Annotated in this window: 16 protein-coding genes; 8 read left to right on the top strand and 8 right to left on the bottom strand. The window is 67.6% G+C overall.

The window, feature by feature from the left end:
- Nucleotides 1–151 precede the first annotated feature (151 nt).
- Together POL67_RS12685 and POL67_RS12680 are read left to right on the top strand one after the other, a co-directional pair.
- Nucleotides 152–1,795: a L,D-transpeptidase gene (locus POL67_RS12685; protein ID WP_271917545.1), complete on the top strand. Its 1,644-nt coding sequence runs from the start codon at nt 152–154 to the stop codon at nt 1,793–1,795.
- 138 nt (nt 1,796–1,933) lie between these two features.
- Nucleotides 1,934–2,095 carry a hypothetical protein gene (locus POL67_RS12680; RefSeq protein WP_271917544.1) on the top strand — a complete coding sequence of 54 codons (162 nt, stop codon included), beginning with the start codon at nt 1,934–1,936 and terminating at the stop codon, nt 2,093–2,095.
- 341 nt (nt 2,096–2,436) lie between these two features.
- Here the strand turns inward: POL67_RS12680 and POL67_RS12675 are convergent, their stop codons facing one another.
- From POL67_RS12675 to POL67_RS12660, 4 genes are read right to left on the bottom strand one after another with little or no spacing between them, the layout of a single operon-like run.
- The gene (locus POL67_RS12675) at nt 2,437–4,743 is read right to left on the bottom strand and encodes a hypothetical protein (RefSeq protein WP_271917543.1); all 2,307 of its coding nucleotides are present in this window, start codon (nt 4,741–4,743) and stop codon (nt 2,437–2,439) included.
- Nucleotides 4,743–6,068: a tyrosine-protein kinase family protein gene (locus tag POL67_RS12670; protein ID WP_271917542.1), complete on the bottom strand. Its 1,326-nt coding sequence runs from the start codon at nt 6,066–6,068 to the stop codon at nt 4,743–4,745. The genes POL67_RS12675 and POL67_RS12670 overlap by 1 nt, the downstream gene beginning before the upstream one ends.
- Nucleotides 6,065–6,535 carry a hypothetical protein gene (locus tag POL67_RS12665; RefSeq protein WP_271917541.1) on the bottom strand — a complete coding sequence of 157 codons (471 nt, stop codon included), beginning with the start codon at nt 6,533–6,535 and terminating at the stop codon, nt 6,065–6,067. The genes POL67_RS12670 and POL67_RS12665 overlap by 4 nt, the downstream gene beginning before the upstream one ends.
- 20 nt (nt 6,536–6,555) lie before the next feature.
- A complete protein-coding gene (locus tag POL67_RS12660) occupies nt 6,556–6,942 on the bottom strand; it encodes an OsmC family protein (protein WP_271917540.1) in 387 nt (128 codons plus the stop codon).
- 97 nt (nt 6,943–7,039) lie between these two features.
- On the opposite strand from POL67_RS12660, the gene POL67_RS12655 reads away from it, so the two are divergent.
- The gene (locus tag POL67_RS12655; RefSeq protein WP_271917539.1) at nt 7,040–7,777 is read left to right on the top strand and encodes a lysophospholipid acyltransferase family protein; all 738 of its coding nucleotides are present in this window, start codon (nt 7,040–7,042) and stop codon (nt 7,775–7,777) included.
- Nucleotides 7,778–7,824: 47 nt separating this feature from the next.
- Here the strand turns inward: POL67_RS12655 and POL67_RS12650 are convergent, their stop codons facing one another.
- Nucleotides 7,825–8,472 carry a GNAT family N-acetyltransferase gene (locus POL67_RS12650; RefSeq protein ID WP_271917538.1) on the bottom strand — a complete coding sequence of 216 codons (648 nt, stop codon included), beginning with the start codon at nt 8,470–8,472 and terminating at the stop codon, nt 7,825–7,827.
- Nucleotides 8,473–8,715: 243 nt separating this feature from the next.
- Here POL67_RS12650 and POL67_RS12645 point away from each other — a divergent pair, with 243 nt between their 5' ends.
- Together POL67_RS12645 and POL67_RS12640 are read left to right on the top strand one after the other, a co-directional pair.
- On the top strand, nt 8,716–9,066 hold the full coding sequence (locus tag POL67_RS12645; RefSeq protein WP_271917537.1) for a hypothetical protein: 351 nt from the start codon (nt 8,716–8,718) through the stop codon (nt 9,064–9,066).
- Nucleotides 9,067–9,124: 58 nt separating this feature from the next.
- The gene (locus tag POL67_RS12640; protein WP_271917536.1) at nt 9,125–10,426 is read left to right on the top strand and encodes a UDP-glucose dehydrogenase family protein; all 1,302 of its coding nucleotides are present in this window, start codon (nt 9,125–9,127) and stop codon (nt 10,424–10,426) included.
- A 388-nt stretch (nt 10,427–10,814) separates the two neighbouring features.
- Here POL67_RS12640 and POL67_RS12635 read toward each other — a convergent pair whose 3' ends face one another.
- Nucleotides 10,815–12,287, bottom strand: a complete 1,473-nt coding sequence (locus POL67_RS12635; protein WP_271917535.1) for a DUF4178 domain-containing protein — start codon at nt 12,285–12,287, stop codon at nt 10,815–10,817.
- Nucleotides 12,288–12,403: 116 nt separating this feature from the next.
- On the opposite strand from POL67_RS12635, the gene POL67_RS12630 reads away from it, so the two are divergent.
- The 3 genes from POL67_RS12630 (at nt 12,404) to POL67_RS12620 (ending at nt 16,492) form a co-directional block, all read left to right on the top strand.
- Complete coding sequence (locus POL67_RS12630; RefSeq protein WP_271917534.1) at nt 12,404–13,942, top strand: polyamine aminopropyltransferase; 1,539 nt, start codon at nt 12,404–12,406, stop codon at nt 13,940–13,942.
- Entirely contained in the window at nt 13,942–15,537 is a 1,596-nt protein-coding gene (locus tag POL67_RS12625; RefSeq protein WP_271917533.1) for an FAD-dependent oxidoreductase, read from the top strand. The genes POL67_RS12630 and POL67_RS12625 overlap by 1 nt, the downstream gene beginning before the upstream one ends.
- A gap of 178 nt (nt 15,538–15,715) precedes the next feature.
- Nucleotides 15,716–16,492 (top strand): PP2C family protein-serine/threonine phosphatase, encoded by a 777-nt coding sequence (locus POL67_RS12620; RefSeq protein ID WP_271917532.1) that lies wholly within the window; start codon nt 15,716–15,718, stop codon nt 16,490–16,492.
- 67 nt (nt 16,493–16,559) lie between these two features.
- On the opposite strand, the gene POL67_RS12615 is transcribed toward POL67_RS12620, so the two are convergent.
- Both POL67_RS12615 and POL67_RS12610 read right to left on the bottom strand, forming a co-directional pair.
- Nucleotides 16,560–17,327: an MBL fold metallo-hydrolase gene (locus POL67_RS12615; RefSeq protein ID WP_271917531.1), complete on the bottom strand. Its 768-nt coding sequence runs from the start codon at nt 17,325–17,327 to the stop codon at nt 16,560–16,562.
- Nucleotides 17,328–17,332: 5 nt separating this feature from the next.
- Nucleotides 17,333–17,980: a Crp/Fnr family transcriptional regulator gene (locus POL67_RS12610; RefSeq protein ID WP_271917530.1), complete on the bottom strand. Its 648-nt coding sequence runs from the start codon at nt 17,978–17,980 to the stop codon at nt 17,333–17,335.
- Nucleotides 17,981–18,093 lie beyond the last annotated feature (113 nt).

Genomic DNA, 18,093 nt, shown 5'->3' with positions numbered 1-18,093 from the left:
ACTTCCCCTCTCGATTTTCATAGGGTGGGCTTGTGGGCGGTGCAACTCGACGAAGGGAGCAAGGTGGAAGCGTCGAGCGCCGACGGCGACGCGAGGGGCCTGCGGAAAACTGGACATCGTCGCCCTGGCATGCGCTAACGGGCCTCACGTCATGCGACGCCACTGCTACGCGCTGTTCGTCCTCACGGCGGCGAGCCTCGGCGGCTGCCGCGAGAAACCAGGACCGGCCCCGGGCCTCGTCGCCGACGCGGTCTCCGAAGCCGGCGCCGCCACGAATCCGAAAGCCGACACGGACGGCGCAGCTTCCGCGGACGCGGCGGACGCGGACGCGCCTCCCCCTGAACCGAGCGGGCCCTTGCTCGTCGATCTCGCGGGCATCGCGCACCTGCCCCCTCCGATCCCGGAGAACGCGCCGCGGCTCGCGAGCATCGCGATGCGCACCGACGTCGTGGCGAAGCCGGATCCCAAGGCGGCGCGTGTCGGCTTCCTTCGCGCCGGCGCGATCGTCGAGATGGATCCCGAGATCGCGGGGACGGCCGGCTGCAAGGACGGATGGCGCAAGATCAAGCCGTACGGCTACGTCTGCGTGGGCCCCGACGCCACGATCGATCTGAACCACCCGATCGTGAAGGCCGCGACGCGGCGCCCCGACATCACGCAGAAGCTCCCGTACATGTACGGCATCGTGACGCGCGGCGGCCCGGTCTACGCGCGCATCCCCACGGCCGAGGACCTGAAGGCGCACGAGCCTGGACTGAAGAAGCACATCGCGAAGTGGGAGAAGGACAAGGAGAGCGGCGCGACGTACGGGCTCGACGTGTGGATGAAGTGGAAGTCTTCGCCCTCCCCGCCCGCGCTCGACGCGATGGAGCAGAAGCTCACGGACGAGGACATCCCGTTCTTCCTGAAGGACGGCGGCCGCGTGCCGAACCTGTCGGGTCTTTTGAAGACGAACGATCTCGTGAAGATCGGCCAGGTCGAGCGGCGCAACGGGGTGGCCTTCGTGGAGACGTTCTTGCACGAGGGGCGACGCTACAACGTGTCGACGGATCTGCGGGTGATGCCTGCGGATCGGTTCCGTCCGATCCGCGGCAGCGACTTCCACGGCTACGAGATCGGCAAGGACGTCGACTTCCCGTTCGCGCTGGTACGCAGGCCTGGGGCGAAGCGCTGGGTGTGGGATGAAGGGAAGAACAAGCTCGTCGCGAACGGGGAGGTCCCGTACCGCGCGGCGGTGGGGCTAACGGGCAAGCAGAAGTTCGTGGGCGGCGTCTTGCACTACGAGATGAAGGACGGCGGCTGGATCGACGACCGTCACGCGGGCCGCGTGGATCCGGCGAAGAAGATGCCGGCGTGGGGGAAGAACGGCGAGAAGTGGCTCGACATCAACATCACGAAGCAGGTGCTCGTCGCCTACGAGGGGACGAAGGCGGTGTTCGCGACGGTGGTGTCGAGTGGGGAGAGCGGGCTCGAGGATCCGGAGACGAGCAAGTCGACGAAGCGAGGGATCTTCCGGATCCATACGAAACACGTGAGCGTGACGATGGACTCGGACGCGGTGGGCGAGGAGTTCGAGCTACGCGACGTGCCGTACGTGCAGTACTTCCAGGACGGCTACGCGCTGCACGGCGCCTACTGGCACGACCGCTTCGGCCAGCCGAAGAGCCACGGCTGCGTGAACCTCGCGCCGGAAGACGCGCGGAGGCTGTTCCACTGGACGGAGCCCCAAGTGCCGCATGGATGGCACGGAGCGGCGCGGAGCCTCACGGGGACGGTGGTGTTCATTCATCCGTGAGGGGCCGGAGCAAACGGACGCTGCGAGCGTTTCCGCGCCGCAGTGCCATCCGGCGCGGCGTTTGGTAAACTCGTCTTTGTGATGCAGTCGCGGCCCGCGGATCGAGCAGACGAACGGTCCTCCGACAAGGAGGAGTTCGTGTCCTGGTCCCTCGACCCGGAGATCCTCGAAGCAGCGGGCGAGGTCGATCGATCGCTGATCCAGCTCGCGCTCGGCCGAACGTTGCGGGAGCGGCTGCGCGCAGGCGCTTCACTCGCACGCCTGGCAGCGAGGTTCCGTGCAGCACCCCAAGGTCGTTGATTCCGAGGCGTTCCTCGTCATGTGTGACCGAGGGGTTGATGCGTGGCGGCACCCGCCGGTCAACGTGACGCGTGGGGGTCGACGCGTGGCGACACCCGCTGATCAACGTGACGCGTGGGGGTCGACGCGTGGCGACACCCACCGGTCATCGTTGCGCGTGGGGGTCGACGCGTGGCGACACCCGCCGGTCATCGTTGCACGTGGGGGTCGACGCGTGGCGACACCCGCTGGTCCACGTGACGCACGGGGGTCGACGCGTGGCGACACCCGCTGGTCCACGTGACGCGCGGGGGTCGCGGCGTTCCAACCCCCTCGGTCGTCGGTTTCCTGCGGCTGAAGGCTCAGTCGAAGGGAGGGATGGTGACTTCGGGGAAGGCGGCGACGAGGAGGGAGTGGCCCTTGTCACGGGCGTAGGCGTCGAGGGCCTCCTGGCGGAGGGCGGCAACGCGGGTGGGAGTGAGGCCGGCGCGGAGGCCGAGGTCGTCGATGTAGGCAGTTAGGTCGACATTGGCTTGATCGCCAACCCGTTGGTTCAGGTGCGCAGCCACGGCCATGCTCAGGATTGCAGCATCCACGCGGCCAGTCTGCTCGGCGATGGCTGATATTTCTCTCCACGCGTTCTGTTCTCGCGACGGCAGACGAGCACGGATCGCGATGCGGAGTCCCTCGACACAAGCCTGCATTCCACCGTCGAGCATGCCGCTGGCGCGATAAACGCGCGACATGCCGATGTATGCAAACCAAAGCCCCTCCGCGTCATCGAGGTCCTTGAAGCCCGACAACGCCCCTGCAAACACCCCCATGGCCTCGCCCAGCTCTCCGCTCGAGAGCGCATTGAACGCGACGAACAAAGATGTCCACCCCTCCTGCACGGAATCGTGGAGACGACGCGCGATCTCGAGCGCATGCGCATACTCATCCTTGGCGCGCATATAATCGTTCGTATACGTGCCGCTGATGTGCCCGAGTTGCTTCCAAAGGGTAAGCTCAGCCTGCAAATCGCGCGCGCTCTGCGCGGCAGCCATCGCTCTCTCACACTTGGTCCGCGCAGCCTCGTAGTCGCCCCGTTCGATCTCCTCCTGCACGAGCGAGTGCCACCGGATATCGAGGCCACGCAGAATGTCCCCGAAAAGCGGAGCTTCCCGCACGAACTGCGCCCTCGCCGCCTGCTCGTCTCCGCGCAGCAGGTCCTTCCACGCAGTCGCGTAATCCGGCGTGATGTCGAATCCGTACCGGTAGATGTCCGGCACATCGATCCTCCCGTCCTCCGCCTCCCGCAACACCCCGATCCGTACCATCTCCCGCAGGACCGGCTCCCCTTGCTCCGGGATGCCCTCAGGCTCGATCGAACGCCGCTTGCCGAGCGCCGTGATCACCTCGTCTCGCGTGAGTGGGATCTCCTTGCCGCGCAGGTTCTCGAGTCGCGCGACGAGCCCGTACTCCTCCAGGATCTCGTTCGCGCGCTCCTTCGAGGTCCGCTTCAGTGACGCCACCAGATCCGGGGCCGAGAAGAGTGCTTGGCTCCGCCCCGGCCGCCTCGTCTTCGCATGCTCCGCGGCAAACCCGAAGAACCAAAGCATCGCCCGCGGGGTGATACGCCCTTGCGTGTCCTTCAGGCGATCCAGGATCCAGTCGACCGTCGGCATGCGGATCACGCCCTGACCGATCCCAACGCCGGCCACACGCGCGACAAAAGCCTTGTAGACACGTCCACGCATGTCGCCGGGGACCCAACCGAACTCACCACGATCCCGAAACTCGAGGTCCTTCACCTCCGCGAGCAGGCGACGCGCGCGCTCGGCTTGGAATGCGTCGGGCACATTGGCCACATGACGCGCGACGATCTGAAAGAGCGCCTCGGCGTCCCAGGTGAGGGAGACAGAGCGGCTGTTGAGCTTCGTCGCATCTGCAAAGGCGAGCTCGCCCGCGTCGAACAGATCATCGCGGAGAAAGACCTTGCCGCGGATCTGCTTGTAACGGCTCGACAGCGAGAGCCACAGAGAAAGAAGCGCTCGAACGTAGCGACGGCGAACCTCGGGGACGAACTGCGCGACGCGGTCGAGGTGATCATAGAGAGCCACCACCAGGATGCCGCGCCCCCGGAGTTCCTGCTCGAGCCCATCGAGCGCCGTGAAGAGCGCGCCCAGGCTCGTCTCAGCCGAGGGAACCCATGCCGCGAGCTCGTTGATCGGAGCCGCGACGATCGACTCGAGTGCAGGAGGAAGAGGTTCGAGGTCGGGTACCTGTGTGCGCAGGCGACGGAGCAAGTGCGCCACCCAGAATGCACGGAGCGCGATGTCGCTCGCCGAATCCCCGAACGCCTCCAGCGTGCCCACCTCGGGGTGCGGCGGGATGCCTGGAGCGTCCTGAGCGTCCTGAGAGAATGCATCGAACCAGATCGCATCGGGGATGGTCTCGCGTTCGAAGAACGCACGCATGCGACCGCTGGTCCGTGGGTCGGTGGCGAGCTTGAAGAGCGCCGTCTTGCCGGCCCCACGCGGCCCGAGCACGACCACGACATCCGGGTTGAGAGCGCGCCCGTGCAACCAGAACGGCAGGAAGGTCCGTAGCGGGTCCTTCGTGTCAGCGTCGGCATGTACGAGTGTGGCGAACGCCTCTATGAGAGGCGTGCGATCGTGGGCAGCCATCAACTCCCCCCTTCGCGCCGCTTCAGGCACGCGAGGACATGCTCGAGGAGCGTCTCGTACCATGGCGCGAAGAACGCCCTCTCGATGGAGGTCAACGTCGCGAAGCGTTCGAGCATCGAGTCGTAGCGCAGCACGACCGGACGATGCGGCCCCTTGTCTCCCTTGGCAATCGCGAGCGCCCGCGGCTCGGTGTACACGTGTTTCCGAAACCAGTCGTAGCTCCGCTCGAGAAACTCCTCTTCTTCCGCAACAGCATCAGGAAGCCCCTCAGGGCTCACCATCGTCTGCACGACGAGGCACTCGAGGTTCTTCAACCCCTTGCGCCGTACGAGCATGTCCAAGGACAGTTCGAGCCCCTGAAACGTCTGCTCGTTCGCCCGCCCGCAGAGCACATCCACATGAGCGAACCTGTGGAGCGAGAGCCCAGCGAGATCATGAAGACCCGCGCGAGCGTCGATGAGTACGTAGTCGGGTCGCAAGCTCCTGAGCTTCATCAAGATCGCGCGCATCGCGTGCTCGAGCGGGCTCATGCTCCGGTCCTCATCGTCGCCCGGACGTCCCCCCGCGAAATCGAGCCTCGCAAGCTTCTCCAGGTATCCGGGGCCTAGCCTCCCCGCAGGTACGACGTGGACGAGCGGAGCCTCCCTGTCGAGCGCCGCCGCATCCGCCACGGCGTCCGACAAGTCGACATCACCCGACGCGAGATGATCCACGATCAGATCGATGAGTCCTCGCTTTGCATTCACGCCGAGGAGAACACCCACGCCAGGCGCCTCGAGGTCGAGATCGAGCACGACGACGCGCTTGCCTTGCCGCGCGAGTTGCCACGCGCAAGCGACCAGCGCCGTGGTTCGTCCGACACCCCCCTTGAACGAGTAGAAGGTGACGATCCCAGGGCCTCGCCCGATGTCCCAAGGCGGCCGTGCTATCGCGGGCTCCAGCCACTCCTGCTTCGAGAGACGCCGCTCGTACTTGTGCCAGTTTGCTTTCGTCGCAACGGACATCACTCCTGTGAGTGGATCGTCGTATGTCGACGACCAGGGCGCTCCGCGACTGTCGCCGAAGATCATCCGAGCGAGCCGCGCTTCATCCTTCTTCTCCGACGAGGTCGACCAGATCGGCGGCGCAAAGTAGCTGCCAAGCGCCCGGTTCAGCGCTGCCTCAAGCGAGTTCATGTCGAACTTCGGCTTCGCAGGATCGGGATCAATCACGAGCCGCACGCGTCCACGGAGATCACGCACGACACAGCAGCGCTTCAACTCGACGAATCCTGGCGCGCCTTCACAGAGACGGACCAGCGTGGGCAACACGTCGTCGAACGTCACCAGAGCACCTCCCCATCATCCAGACGGCCGTCGGCCCACATCGCCAGCACAATGGCATCGACGATCTCTCGCGCTTCCTCGCATGCCTTTTCCGCCTGCTCGGCTGAGCGCGTGCTCGTCCTCTCGTATCGCACGTCGACAGTCCACTTCACGAGTTCCGGGCAGCGAGCCCGTAGTTCGAGGATCTCGTACCGATGCGCGACAGGGTCGATCGAGGCCGCGAACGCGAGGAGTTCATCCGTCCGCTCCGTCGTGCCGTGCCCTATCGCTTGATCGAGCCACCGCTCCGCGATCGTCGCCTTGCGCGCGCACTCGGGCCCGAACCCGGCGAGGTGATACGCCTGGTCCGGCGACGAGTACCCCTCCGAGCATCCAAGCAGGTGCTCCGCGTCGCGGACGTGGCGGAGCGCAGCCGACGCAAGCGCGGTTGCCTTCTCCGAGATCGTGAGTACCCGAGGCTTCGCCATCTCGAACTCCTCAACCCACCTCAGACCAGCGAGCTTTCGATCTCGATCTTCCCCGTCAGCATCTTGTGCACCGGGCACTTGTTCGCGATGTCGAGCAGCCGCGTGCGTTGCTCGTCCGTCAGGTCTCCCACGAGCCGGATCGACCTCTTCGCGAGAAACGAGCCATCCCGTTTCTCGCCGGAGACCTCCACCTCCACCGACGCGAGCGGCCACGCCTTGCGATCAGCGTAGACCTTGATCGTCATCGACGTGCACGTGCCGAGGCCGGCGAGCACGAGCTCGAACGGATCGGGCCCTCGATCGTCGCCGCCCACCTCCGGCAGTTCGTCGCCCGTGAGCTCGTGGGGTCCTACGTGGATCGATTGCCCGAACTTCCCCTCGCCCGTCTTCACCGTGACGTTTCGCATGTCCCCTCGTATCGCAGAATCCCGCCTCGGGAGAAAGCCGCGGCGCGTGCGTGACGCTTTACGGGACGGCGGGCCTGTCCGACGTTAGGAGCTCGCCATGGTCCCGCTCGCTCCTACAGGCTGGCTGCTCGCGCAGACCGAGTCCGGCCGCCGCTTCGCGCAGAGCCTCGCCGAACAGCTCCACGCCACGCTGCACGGCGACGAGCACGTGCCCCGCAAAGGCGGCGTGCTGCTCGTCGGCAACCACGCCTTCATGGGCATCGACGCCTTCGCGCTCGCCGCGCTCCTGCTCCTCCAGACGGGCAGGCTCCCGCGCTTCCTCGCGGAGCGAAACCTCTTCCGCATCCCCGGCCTCCGCGAGCTGCTCCGCAGCATGGGCGCGATCCCAGGCACGCCCGACGACGCCGCCTTTCTCCTCGAAGCCGGCGAGGTCGTCGTCGTGTATCCGGGCGGCGTCGACGACTCGTTCAAGCTCTCGAGCGACGCGTACACGCTGCGCTGGCAAGGGCGCGCCGGCTTCGCGCGCGTGGCCATGCGCGCGCATGTCCCGATCGTGCCGGTCGCTGCCACGGGCGTCGACGAGCTCTACCGCCTCGATCGACGCGAGCACTTCCTCGGTCGCTGGATCGGCGGCTCATCGCGGTACGACATCCCGCTGCCGAGCGGCCTGCGCCCGCGCCGCGTGCCGCTCGATTACCACCTGCTCCCGCCCATCGACACGTCCGGCGATCCGCGGAGCGAAGGCGACGTCGAGCGCGTCCGACGCGCCACCGAGGAGGCCATCCGCAGCGTGCTCGATCCTTACCGCGCAGAGCTCACGTCGTCGGCGCGTTGATCGTCCGCGTCCCCGAGGAACGCCGCACGTGTGGCTTCGGTCGACGCTCAGGGCTCCGGGTCGCCTGCGGCGCCCTTCGCCCCGAACCCCGCAGCGGCGCGCAGCACGCGGAAGATCGGGAGGTCCGACCAGTGCAAGCGCGGCTCGCCGATCGGCACGTCGACCACGAGCGTGTCGCCCTCGTCGTGGTGCACGACGCCTCCTGCTTCGTCGAGGATCCGCCGCATCGGCGCGTTCGAGACGAGCACCGCCGAGCGGAAGATCAAGATGCCACGCTCGCGCGCCGCGTGCGTGAGCGCTTCGAGCAAGACGCGGCCGAGGCCCTTGCCCTGGTACGCGTCGATCACCGTCACCGCCGCCTCGGCGATGTGCGGCGCGTCGGGCAGGCGCAAGAAGCGCGCGACGCCGACGCCCTCTTCTTCCTTCAAATCGTGCGAGTCCGTCATCGCCACGATGGCCACGTGATCCTTGCCGTCGACCTCCGTCAGGTACCGCGCCATCGACGGGCTCAGGAACGGCACGTCGGAGAGGAAGCGGCGGTAGCGCGACTCGCGCGAGAGTTTTCCAAACGCACGCACGAGCGCATCGCGATCCTCCGACCGGATGCATCGCAGCCGTACGACGCGGCCGTCCGCGAGCTCCCGCGTCTCGTGATACTCCCGGTCGTAACGCACGCCCTCAGCATACAGCGCCATCGTCCGTGCCGAACGACGCTTCCATCTTCGTGTCGCGCGTGGTTGCCGACGGCCGAGCGCGCCGTACCCTGGCCGATCATGCATCGCTTCAAATCCCTTTTGAGTTCGCACGATTCCGCTCGCCGTCTTGGACACCTCCTGGCGTGTCTCTCGCTCGCCCTGTCCGGCTGTTCCGGCTGTTCCGGAGCGAGGACCCCCGCCGAAGGCGACACGCGATCGACCTCCGTCGTGGAGCCGGGTGTCATGCCTTCGGAAGAGAACGGCGCGTCGTCGTGCGGTCGCGAGACCAACGTGCACGGCACGGGCTACGACGCCGCAGCACGTGCGTGCCTATGGGACGCGTGGCTGAACGGGAGCGCCGCAGGTCTCAAGATCACGATGCACACCGTCGAGGGCGATCCGATCTCGTACCTGCTCCGCGTGCGTCCCGGTCCCGTCGTCGACGTGACCGAGGACAGCCGCGATCGCTTCGGATCCCCAGGCGTGACACGCACGACGTGCAGGACGCTGGAGAAGCGCGCAGGCTCGGGCGACCGCTTCGGCTTCGTGCTGCGCGGATGCGAGGGGCGCGCCTCCGAGATCGTGATTCCCTGACGGCGCGTGGGGCGCGCCACGTACACACGAGCGCCCACGAAATGATAGGGTGCGCCCCATGCAACTGGCGGTGATTGGTACGGGTTACGTCGGCCTCGTGGCCGGCGCCGGGTTCGCAGATTTCGGCAACGACGTCGCCTGCGTCGACGTCGACGAGGGCAAAATCGCGCGCCTCTTGCGCGGCGAGGTGCCCATCTACGAGCCGGGCCTCGACACACTCATCGCAAAAAACACGAAGGCCGGGCGCCTGTCGTTCTCGACGGACGTGGCAGGCGCCATCCAAAACGCCGAGGTCGTGTTCATCGCCGTCGGCACGCCCTCCGCAGCCGACGGATCCGCAGATCTCTCGGCCGTCTACGCCGTGGCCGAGACCATCGGCAAGAACATGAACGGCTTCAAGGTCGTCGCCACGAAGAGCACCGTGCCCGTCGGCACGGCCGATCAGGTCGAGGCCATCATCGCCCGCCACACGACGCACCCCTTCGGCGTCGCGTCGAACCCCGAGTTCCTCAAGGAAGGCGACGCAATCAACGACTTCATGAAGCCCGATCGCGTGGTCATCGGCTCAAACAACACGCGCGCACTCGAGGTGCTGCGGAGCCTCTACGATCCGTTCGTGCGCACGAGCGATCGCATCCACGCGATGGGCGCGCGCTCGGCCGAGCTCACGAAGTACGCCTCGAACGCGCTGCTCGCGACGCGCATCTCGTTCATGAACGATCTCGCCCTGCTCGCAGAGAAGCTCGGCGCAGACATCGATCGCGTGCGCAAAGCCGTAGGCGCCGACCCGCGCATCGGGCCCAAGTTCCTCTTCCCCGGCCCAGGCTTCGGCGGCTCATGTTTCCCGAAGGACATCTCCGCGCTGATCCACACAGCGCGCGCGATGGGCCACGACCTCGAGGTCGTGCGCGCCGTCGAGGAGGTGAACAAGCGGCAAAAGCACGTGCTCGGCTCGAAGGTGAAGCAACACTTCGACGGCGCACTCGCCGGGCGCGTCGTAGGCGTCTGGGGCCTCGCATTCAAGCCGCAGACCGACGACATCCGCGAGTCCCCCGCGCTCACGTTGATCGAGGACCTGCTCGAAGCAGGCGCAACGGTGCGCGCACACGATCCGCAAGCCATCGAGAACGTCCGCCCCCTCTTCGGCGATCGCGTGACCTACGTGGACACGATGTACGCCGCAGCCGAGGGCGCCGACGCCCTCGCACTCGTCACCGAATGGCACGAGTATCGCCGCCCCGATTTCCACCGCATCAAGCGGCTGATGCGCACGCCGTCCCTCTTCGACGGTCGCAACATCTGGGACCCCGAAGATCTACGCGCACTCGGCTTCTGGTACACCGGCATCGGCCGCGGGTGACGCGCGAAGGCGCCGCGCTGGGGCTTTGCCCCAGGCCCCACCGGGGCTGTCCGCCCCTGGACCCGGACCAGCGCAAGCGCTGGACTCGGGGTCGATGAACTGCGCTCCGCGCAGTTCATCGAACAGCCGCTGACACGACCGGCAACGATCCTGCCAACCAAGACCGCAGCGCTGACGTTTCAACCGGCAACGTGCCCGTCGCCGACTTGAGACGCACGTGCATGGTCTTGCCACCGGCCCGTTGGAAGAACTGCGCACCGCGCAGTTCTTCCACCCCCGGTCCAGGCCGTGCCTGGTTCGGGTCGAGGGGCGAACAGCCCCCGCGGGGCCCGGGGCAGCGCCCCGGCGCAACGCCCTGCGAGGCGACAGGCAACGCCTTGCGAGGCTGCTACTTGCCGCCGCCGAAGCTGGGGCCGCCGATGAAGACGCCGCCGCCTCCGCCGCTGCTGCCGCAGTCGCTGAAGACGATGAGCAGGACGAAGAGGACGATGACGCCGATGATGAGCATCGTGCCGCATCCGCTGCTTGTGCAGCCGCTGCCGCCTTCGCCTGATGCGAGCAGGGAGCCTGCGGGTGGCTTGATGCCGAAGGCGGCGCCGATGTCGCCGGAGGAGAGACGCTCGCAGAGCGAGTAGTTCACCTCTTTTGCTGTTTGCTCGACGCTGACCTTGCCGCCGGGGCCTTCGTATTCCGTGGCCTGGACGGCTTCGCCGATCTCGACCTTCCAGTAGAACTCGCCGACCACGTACTCCGTCTCGGCGCGGACGCTCTGCTTCCAGTTGTAGTGCTGGCTGCGGAACATCGCGGCGCCGCCGGAGACGCTGACTTCGCCGGGTGGGATGGGCGTCACGAGCCACCACGCGCCGTCCTCCTCCATCAGCCACAGGTAACCGATGCGCGGGCCTGCATAGAGCAGGTACTCGCGCCATCGGTAGCGCTCGCCCTCCACGGTGCAGCCGCGGATCGTGAAGCCGATGCAGATGACCCGGTTGCCGCGCAGGTTGCCTTCGGCGCCGAGCGGGATGAACGGCTCGATGGGCGGCTTTGGCGCAGGGCCGAGCGCGCGTAGCGCACCCTGGTTCAGGTCGCTCGCCATGCCGCAGTAACGGCAGACGACACGCTCGGTTTGTCCTGGGGTGACGAGCGGCAGGTTGCCGCCGCAGTTCGGGCAGGCGACGCTCGTGACCTCGGCCTTGGCTGCTTCGACCGGCGCGCCCGAGTCGAGCACCATCACGGCGGGATCGATCTGCCGGCCGAGGTAGAGCTTCGGGGGGATGCGCCCGTCGCCGTAGTCGATCGTGCCGAACGCGCCGTTGGGCGCGGCGATGTCTGCGTAGCCTGTGGGCACGCCGGGCGACGCGACGGCGGGCATCTCGCCTTCGCCCGCGATCACGCGACGCTGCCCGACCTCTGCGACGGTCCAGACGCCGTAGGTGCCGAGGCTGATTTGCTGGCCTGCGCGGAGCGCGTGGATCGGCGGGAGCTCCGGCGGGAGCGGGACCTCGCTCGTCGAGTACCAGCGCCCTTGTGCGCTTGCGACCCAGCACCACTTCCCGCTCGTCGGGAACGTGATGAAAAACTCCTGCCACGGCGCGCCGGGCGCGCTCGCGCGATCGAGCTGCACGCGACCGTCGACCATGAACGGCTCGCCGCCGCTCCAGCGGCCTGTCCCGCCGAGCTGCAGGGGTGACGGGATGTCGACGAGGTCTGCCATCCGGCCGACGGCGACGAGGTTCCGGTCCGTGCGTGCGACGACGAAATTGCAGTGCTTGCAGACCTGCGCTGCGGCGCCGGCGAAGCGGAACGTGATGGGTGCCCCGCACGACGGACACGCCGCCTGGCGGTCGAACGGGCTAGTCACGCCTCGGATGGTAGCCGATTTTCGTCGCGGGCGTGTCCTCTCGTCGGACGGCTCCGACGTGTACGTCTCGGATCGTGCTCACCGGCCGCGCCGACCCGGTGCTAGGAAGGCGCGGCATGCCGGAGCCGCAGTTGCCGCGCCGCTGGGTCCACCCCGCGCTCCTCGCCATGGTGGCCGTGATCGCGACCTCCGGGCTCGTCTATGAGCTCGTGACGGGCACGCTGGCGAGCTACGTGCTCGGCGACTCGGTCACCCAGTTCAGCCTGGTGATCGGCCTGTACCTGTTCGCGATGGGCATCGGCTCGTACCTGTCGAAGTTCCTCGAGGATCGCCTCCTCGAGCGCTTCGTCGAGATCGAGCTTTGCCTCGCCCTCGCGGGGGGCCTCTCGGCGCCGCTGCTCTTCAAGGTCTACACGGCGGCCGCGGCGTTTCGCTTCGCGCTCTACGGCGTCGTGGTGCTCATCGGCACGCTCGTGGGCCTGGAGATCCCGCTGCTCATCCGGCTGCTCCAGTTCTCGGTCGACCTGAAGGAGCTCGTCGCGCGGGTCCTCACGCTCGACTACGTGGGCGCGCTGATCGCGAGCCTGCTCTTCCCGTCGCTCCTCCTGCCGAAGCTCGGCGTGCACCAGACGAGCCTCTTCTTCGGCCTCCTGAACGCCGCCGTGGCGATGCTCGCGACGTTCCTCTTCCCGCTCGATCGCGCTGTCACGATCCGCTTGCGCGCGCAGTGCTTGCTCATCTTCGGCGTGCTCGCCGCGGTGTTCGGGTTCGTCACGCGGTTCGTCGATCGCGCCGAGACCGTCTACTTCGGCGCGCCGATCATCTACACGGCGCAGTCGCCCTACCAGCGCGTGGTGATCACGCGCTCGCCACGCACGACGCGCCTCTTCCTCAACGGCAACCTTCAGTTCTCCTCGGACGACGAACAGCGCTACCACGAGGTCCTCGTCCACCCCGCCGTCGCCGCGCTCGGCCGTGATCCGCGCAGCGTGCTCGTGCTCGGCGGAGGTGATGGGCTCGCGGCGCGCGAGCTGCTTCGTTACCCGTCGATCGAGCGCATCGTGCTCATCGACCTCGACGCCGCGGTCACGGACGCGTTCCGCACGTTGCCCGTCGCGCTGGAGCTGAACGGCGGAGCCCTCAACGATCCACGCGTCACCGTGCGCAACGAGGACGCGTACAAGTTCCTCGAAGACTCGCGCGACTCGTTCGACCTCGCGATCGTCGACTTCCCCGATCCCTCGAACTACGCCGTCGGCAAGCTCTACACCGACGCGTTCTACCACCTCCTGCGCGAGCGCCTCTCCTTCCGCGGCGTCGCCGTCGTGCAGGCGACCTCGCCGCAGTACGCGCGTGAGTCGTTCTGGACCATCGTGCAGACCCTCGAAGGCGCGGGCTGGAAGACGGCGCCGCTCCACGTGTACGTGCCGAGCTTCGGCGACTGGGGGTTTGTGTTGGCAGGCGGCGAAGCGCTCACGGCGCCGGGCGCGCTGCGCATCGAACCGACGAAGCTTCGATGGCTCGAGTCGTCGGGGCTGCCCGAGCTCTTCCGCTTCCCGCGCGACATCGGCCGCGTCGAGGCGCCCGTGAACCGGCTGAACGATCAGAAGCTCGTGGCGACCTACGCGCGCGAGTGGGGCGTGCTCACGCGCTGATGGACCGGCGGGCCTTCCTCAGGACGGTCGCGGCGGGCTGGATGGTCGACACCATCCTCCCGGGCAAGGCGCCGATCGCAGGTCGCATCATCGGCGCCTCGCACGGCGTGGGGCACCTCGTGCGTGACGGGGGCGCGCCCGCGCCGAGCGGGCCGCCGGATCTTGCAGACGTCGTCATCGTCGGCGCGGGCATCGCCGGCCTCTCCGCGGCGTGGAGGCTCGCGCCCGCGGAGCTCGACGTGCGCGTGCTCGAGCTCGAGCCTTTCCTCGGCGGCACGAGTACGTGGGGCGACGACGGCGCCGCGCCGCATCCGTGGGGCGCGCACTACCTCGCCGCGCCGAACCCGGAAGCACGCGCCGCGCTGCGCCTGCTCGAACAGATGGGCGTGGTGAAGGGATGGGACGCGGCCGGTCGCCCGCGCTTCGATCCACGCGTGCTCTGCCACGCGCCGCAAGAGCGGATCTTCTACCGCGGCGCATGGCACCCAGGGCTCGTGCCGCAGGACGAGCTCGACGCGCACGATCGCGCCGAGATGGAGCGCTTCTCCCGCTTCGAGGACGAGCTCACCGAGCGCGTCGGCGCCGACGGCAAGCCCGTCTTCCAGATCCCGCTCGCGTTCTCGTCGCGGGATCCGGACACGCTCGCGCTCGATCGGATCAGCATGCGCGCGTGGCTCGATCGTGAAGGCTACACGTCGACGTTCTTGCGCTGGTACGTGCGCTACGCGTGCCTCGACGACTTCGGCGCCGAGCCCGAGGAGGTCTCGGCCTGGGCCGCGCTGCACTACTTCGCAGGGCGCAAGCTGAAGACACCCGAGCTCGACGGCAGCCACTTCCTCGTGTGGCCCGAGGGCAATGGAAAGCTGGTCCAGGCGCTCTCCGAACGAGCACGCGCGACGGTCACGCACGGCGCGCTCGTGACGGGCCTCGGCACGAGCGAAGGCGGTCGTGTCGAAGTGCGCTGGCTCGACGTGCGGGATCGCGCCCCGCGGCGCACGCACGCGCGGGCCGTCGTCGTCGCGGCGCCCGCGTTCGTCACGAGTCGGCTCTTCCCGCCAGCTGCGGCGCGCTTGCCCGTGCGCACGAGCTCACCGTGGGTCGTCGCGAACATGCACGTCGAGCGCCCGATCGATCCCGACATGGCGTGGGACTCCGTCCTCTACGATGCGGCGGGCCTCGGCTACGTCGATGCGCGCCATCAGCTCACGGAGCTCTCCGCGCGCACGGTGCTCACGTACTACCGCGCGTACGGCGGCCCCGACGTCGTGGACGCTCGGAAAGGCCTCGTCGTCGCGCCGTGGGAGCAGATCGCGAACGACGTGCTGCGTGATCTCGCGCCTGCACATCCGGAGCTGCGCGAGCAGATCACACGCATGGACGTGTGCGTGTGGGGCCACGCGATGCCGCGCCCGCGCCCTGGTTTTCTCGGCGAACGGCCCTTCGAACCGCTCGTCTTGCTCGACGAGCGCGTGGCCTGGGCGCACGCGGATCAGCCTGGTATGGCGCTCTTCGAGGAGTCGCAGGCGTCCGGTGTACGAGCGGCCGAGGCGGTCGCGCCTGCGCTCGGGATCGAGCTCGGTCCGACCTGGTTGTGAAAGCCAGGAAAATCGTAGTCACAAGCACATAACCGACACCCATTCGCCGCAAATTCGGGGTTCTGGTGGGCTTGCTGGCCTTCCAGGGGGTACGGGGGGATGGGTCTGCGCGGGAAAGGTGACGGGATCTGCTCACCGACCTTGCACGGCCCCCCCCCTACGCGTCTACTGTTCGGCCATGCGAACCCGGTTCGCCGGGATGACCGATGTCGGCCTGATGCGGGAGCACAACGAGGACAACCTCCTCGTGATGCCCGAGTACCATGTCGTCGCCGTTGCCGACGGAATGGGCGGGCATCGCTCTGGCGATGTAGCAAGCCGGCTGGCTGTCTCCACCCTCTCAGACTTCTTCTCGGTCACCGTCGGTCGCGACGGTACATGGCCATTTCCTGCCGATCCGAACCTGACGGAGGAAGAGAACTACGTCGTCACGGGCCTGCGACTGGCCAACCGTCGCATCTTCGACCGTTCGCTCAAGACCATGGCGGACTTCGGGATGGGCACGACGATCGTGACGGCGATGTTCGACAAGAACGCGACGCGCGTGACCGTGGGTCACGTCGGCGACAGCCGTTGTTACCGCATCCGAGGCGAGAAGATCACACAGCTCACCCGTGATCACTCGCTCGTCAGCGACGCCCTGCACATGGCGCCGTGGATGACCGAGGAGGAGATCAAGCGGCTGCCGCCGAACGTGATCACCCGCGCGCTCGGCATCCGCGAGGACGTGCTCGTCGATCTGCTCACCGAGGAGACAGCCGCAGGGGACATCTACCTGCTCTGCTCCGACGGCCTCTCGGGGCTCGTGAAGGACCCGGAGATCTGCGACATCGTCACGAAGGCCCCGTCGCTCGACGAGGCGTGCCGCGTGCTCATCGAGCGCGCGAACTTCCATGGCGGACTCGACAACATCACGGTCGTGCTCGCGCGCGTGGAACCCGAGCAGCAGAGCTGACCGCCCCTCACCCAACCCCTCTCCCGCAAGCGGGAGAGGGGCTTTGCTGCGCTGGCGCGCGTTCGCTCTACAGCAAGAACTGATCGCCGATCTTCATCACTTCGAGGCTCACGCCTTCGAGCGCGGCGCACTCCCGCTCCACCTCGGCCTGGAACACCGGCTTGATGTGGTAGAGCAGCGTCGGCAAGTCCTGCGGACGGCGTAGCTTCTTCAAGTCGGCGCGCAGCGTCTGCGGCGTGTGATGACCACTCACGGTGGCGAGCCGCTGCTCCCGGTTCGGAAAGCTCACCTCCATCAAGAGCGCGCGCAGGTTCGGCTGCTCGTCGAGCACTTGCCACAGCCGATCCGTGGGGCCCGTGTCGCCGCTGTACGCGATGGCGCCGCCCGGCGTCTCGATCACGAACGCAGCCGACTCGATCGTGTGGCTCACCATGATCGCGCGAACGTTGCAGCCCGCGAGCGGCGCCGGGTTCTCCGGCGAGAGCTCGAGGTAGCGGATCGTCGGGTTGTCCGGCGTCGGGATCGTCGCGAAGTCGGGCCAGAGCTCGTTGTTGAAGAAGTGCTGCCGCAGGATGCGGATCGTCTCGCGCGTGCCCGCGACGATGAGCGGAGGCGCGCCCATCTGACAGCGGTTGTCCGCGAGCGTCGCGAGGTCGCGGATGTGATCGAGGTGCGCGTGGCTGACGAGGCACCCTTCGAGCTTGAGCTGCCCCTCGACTTCGAGGCCGCTCGTGAGGGATCCCGCGTCGATCGCCAAGCGCTCGTCGAGGATGAAGGCGCTCGTGCGGTGCTTCGGAGTTTCGCCGCCGTGGCAACCGATGACGCGGAGCTCCACGTCGCTCAGCCTTCCCCGCCGAACTTTTGCGGCATCTCGAGGAACTCGACGAAGTCCTGGAGCCTGCCGACGTCGGCGACGACGATGCCCCCCGGGACCTCGCTGGCAAGGCGCAACCTGCGCAGCCGCTGCATCACGTCGGAGGCCGCGACCGCGTCCACGCCGACGTCACGCGCGAGATCCTCCGCCCGCGTGCGGATCAGGATCCCTTCGGCCGTCTTCTCGCCGAAGGCCTCCGCGCTCCGCGCCAGCGCGAGCATGATCCGCGCCTTCGGATCGCGGTGCATCAGCACCTCGATCAACGCGTCGGCCGAGTCGAGCCGCTTCGCGAGCTTCTTGATGAGCCGCATGGCGATCTCGGCGTTGACCGCGACCATCTTCTCGAGCGTCCTCGCCTCGACCAGCAGGCACCGCGTCGTCTCGACGACCGTCGCCGTCGCGCTGCGCGGCTTGCCGTTCAGGATCGCCAGCTCGCCGAGGAACTCGCCTGGACCGAGCATCGCGATCACGCGCTCCTCGCCCGCGATCATCTTCGTGATGCGGACGGAGCCGGACTGGATCACGTACATCACGTCGCCGGGATCGCCCTCGCGGCACAGTATGTCCCCGGCCGAGAACTCGCGGCCAAACCGGGCGAAGAGCGGGTCCGACATCGTGGGGGGAGTTTACCGCCATACGGCAGGCCGGGTCAAAAACCGGAGGCTTCGCCGCCGTGGTCTTCGAAAAACGAAAGCCCCGGACGCCGCAGGCGCCCGAGGCTCTCGTG

This window comes from Polyangium mundeleinium (genome assembly GCF_028369105.1).
GTDB classification, from domain to species: domain Bacteria; phylum Myxococcota_A; class Polyangia; order Polyangiales; family Polyangiaceae; genus Polyangium; species Polyangium mundeleinium.
The sequence above is the reverse complement of the archived record's forward strand: the minus strand, read 5'-3'. Positions and strand labels throughout refer to the sequence as shown.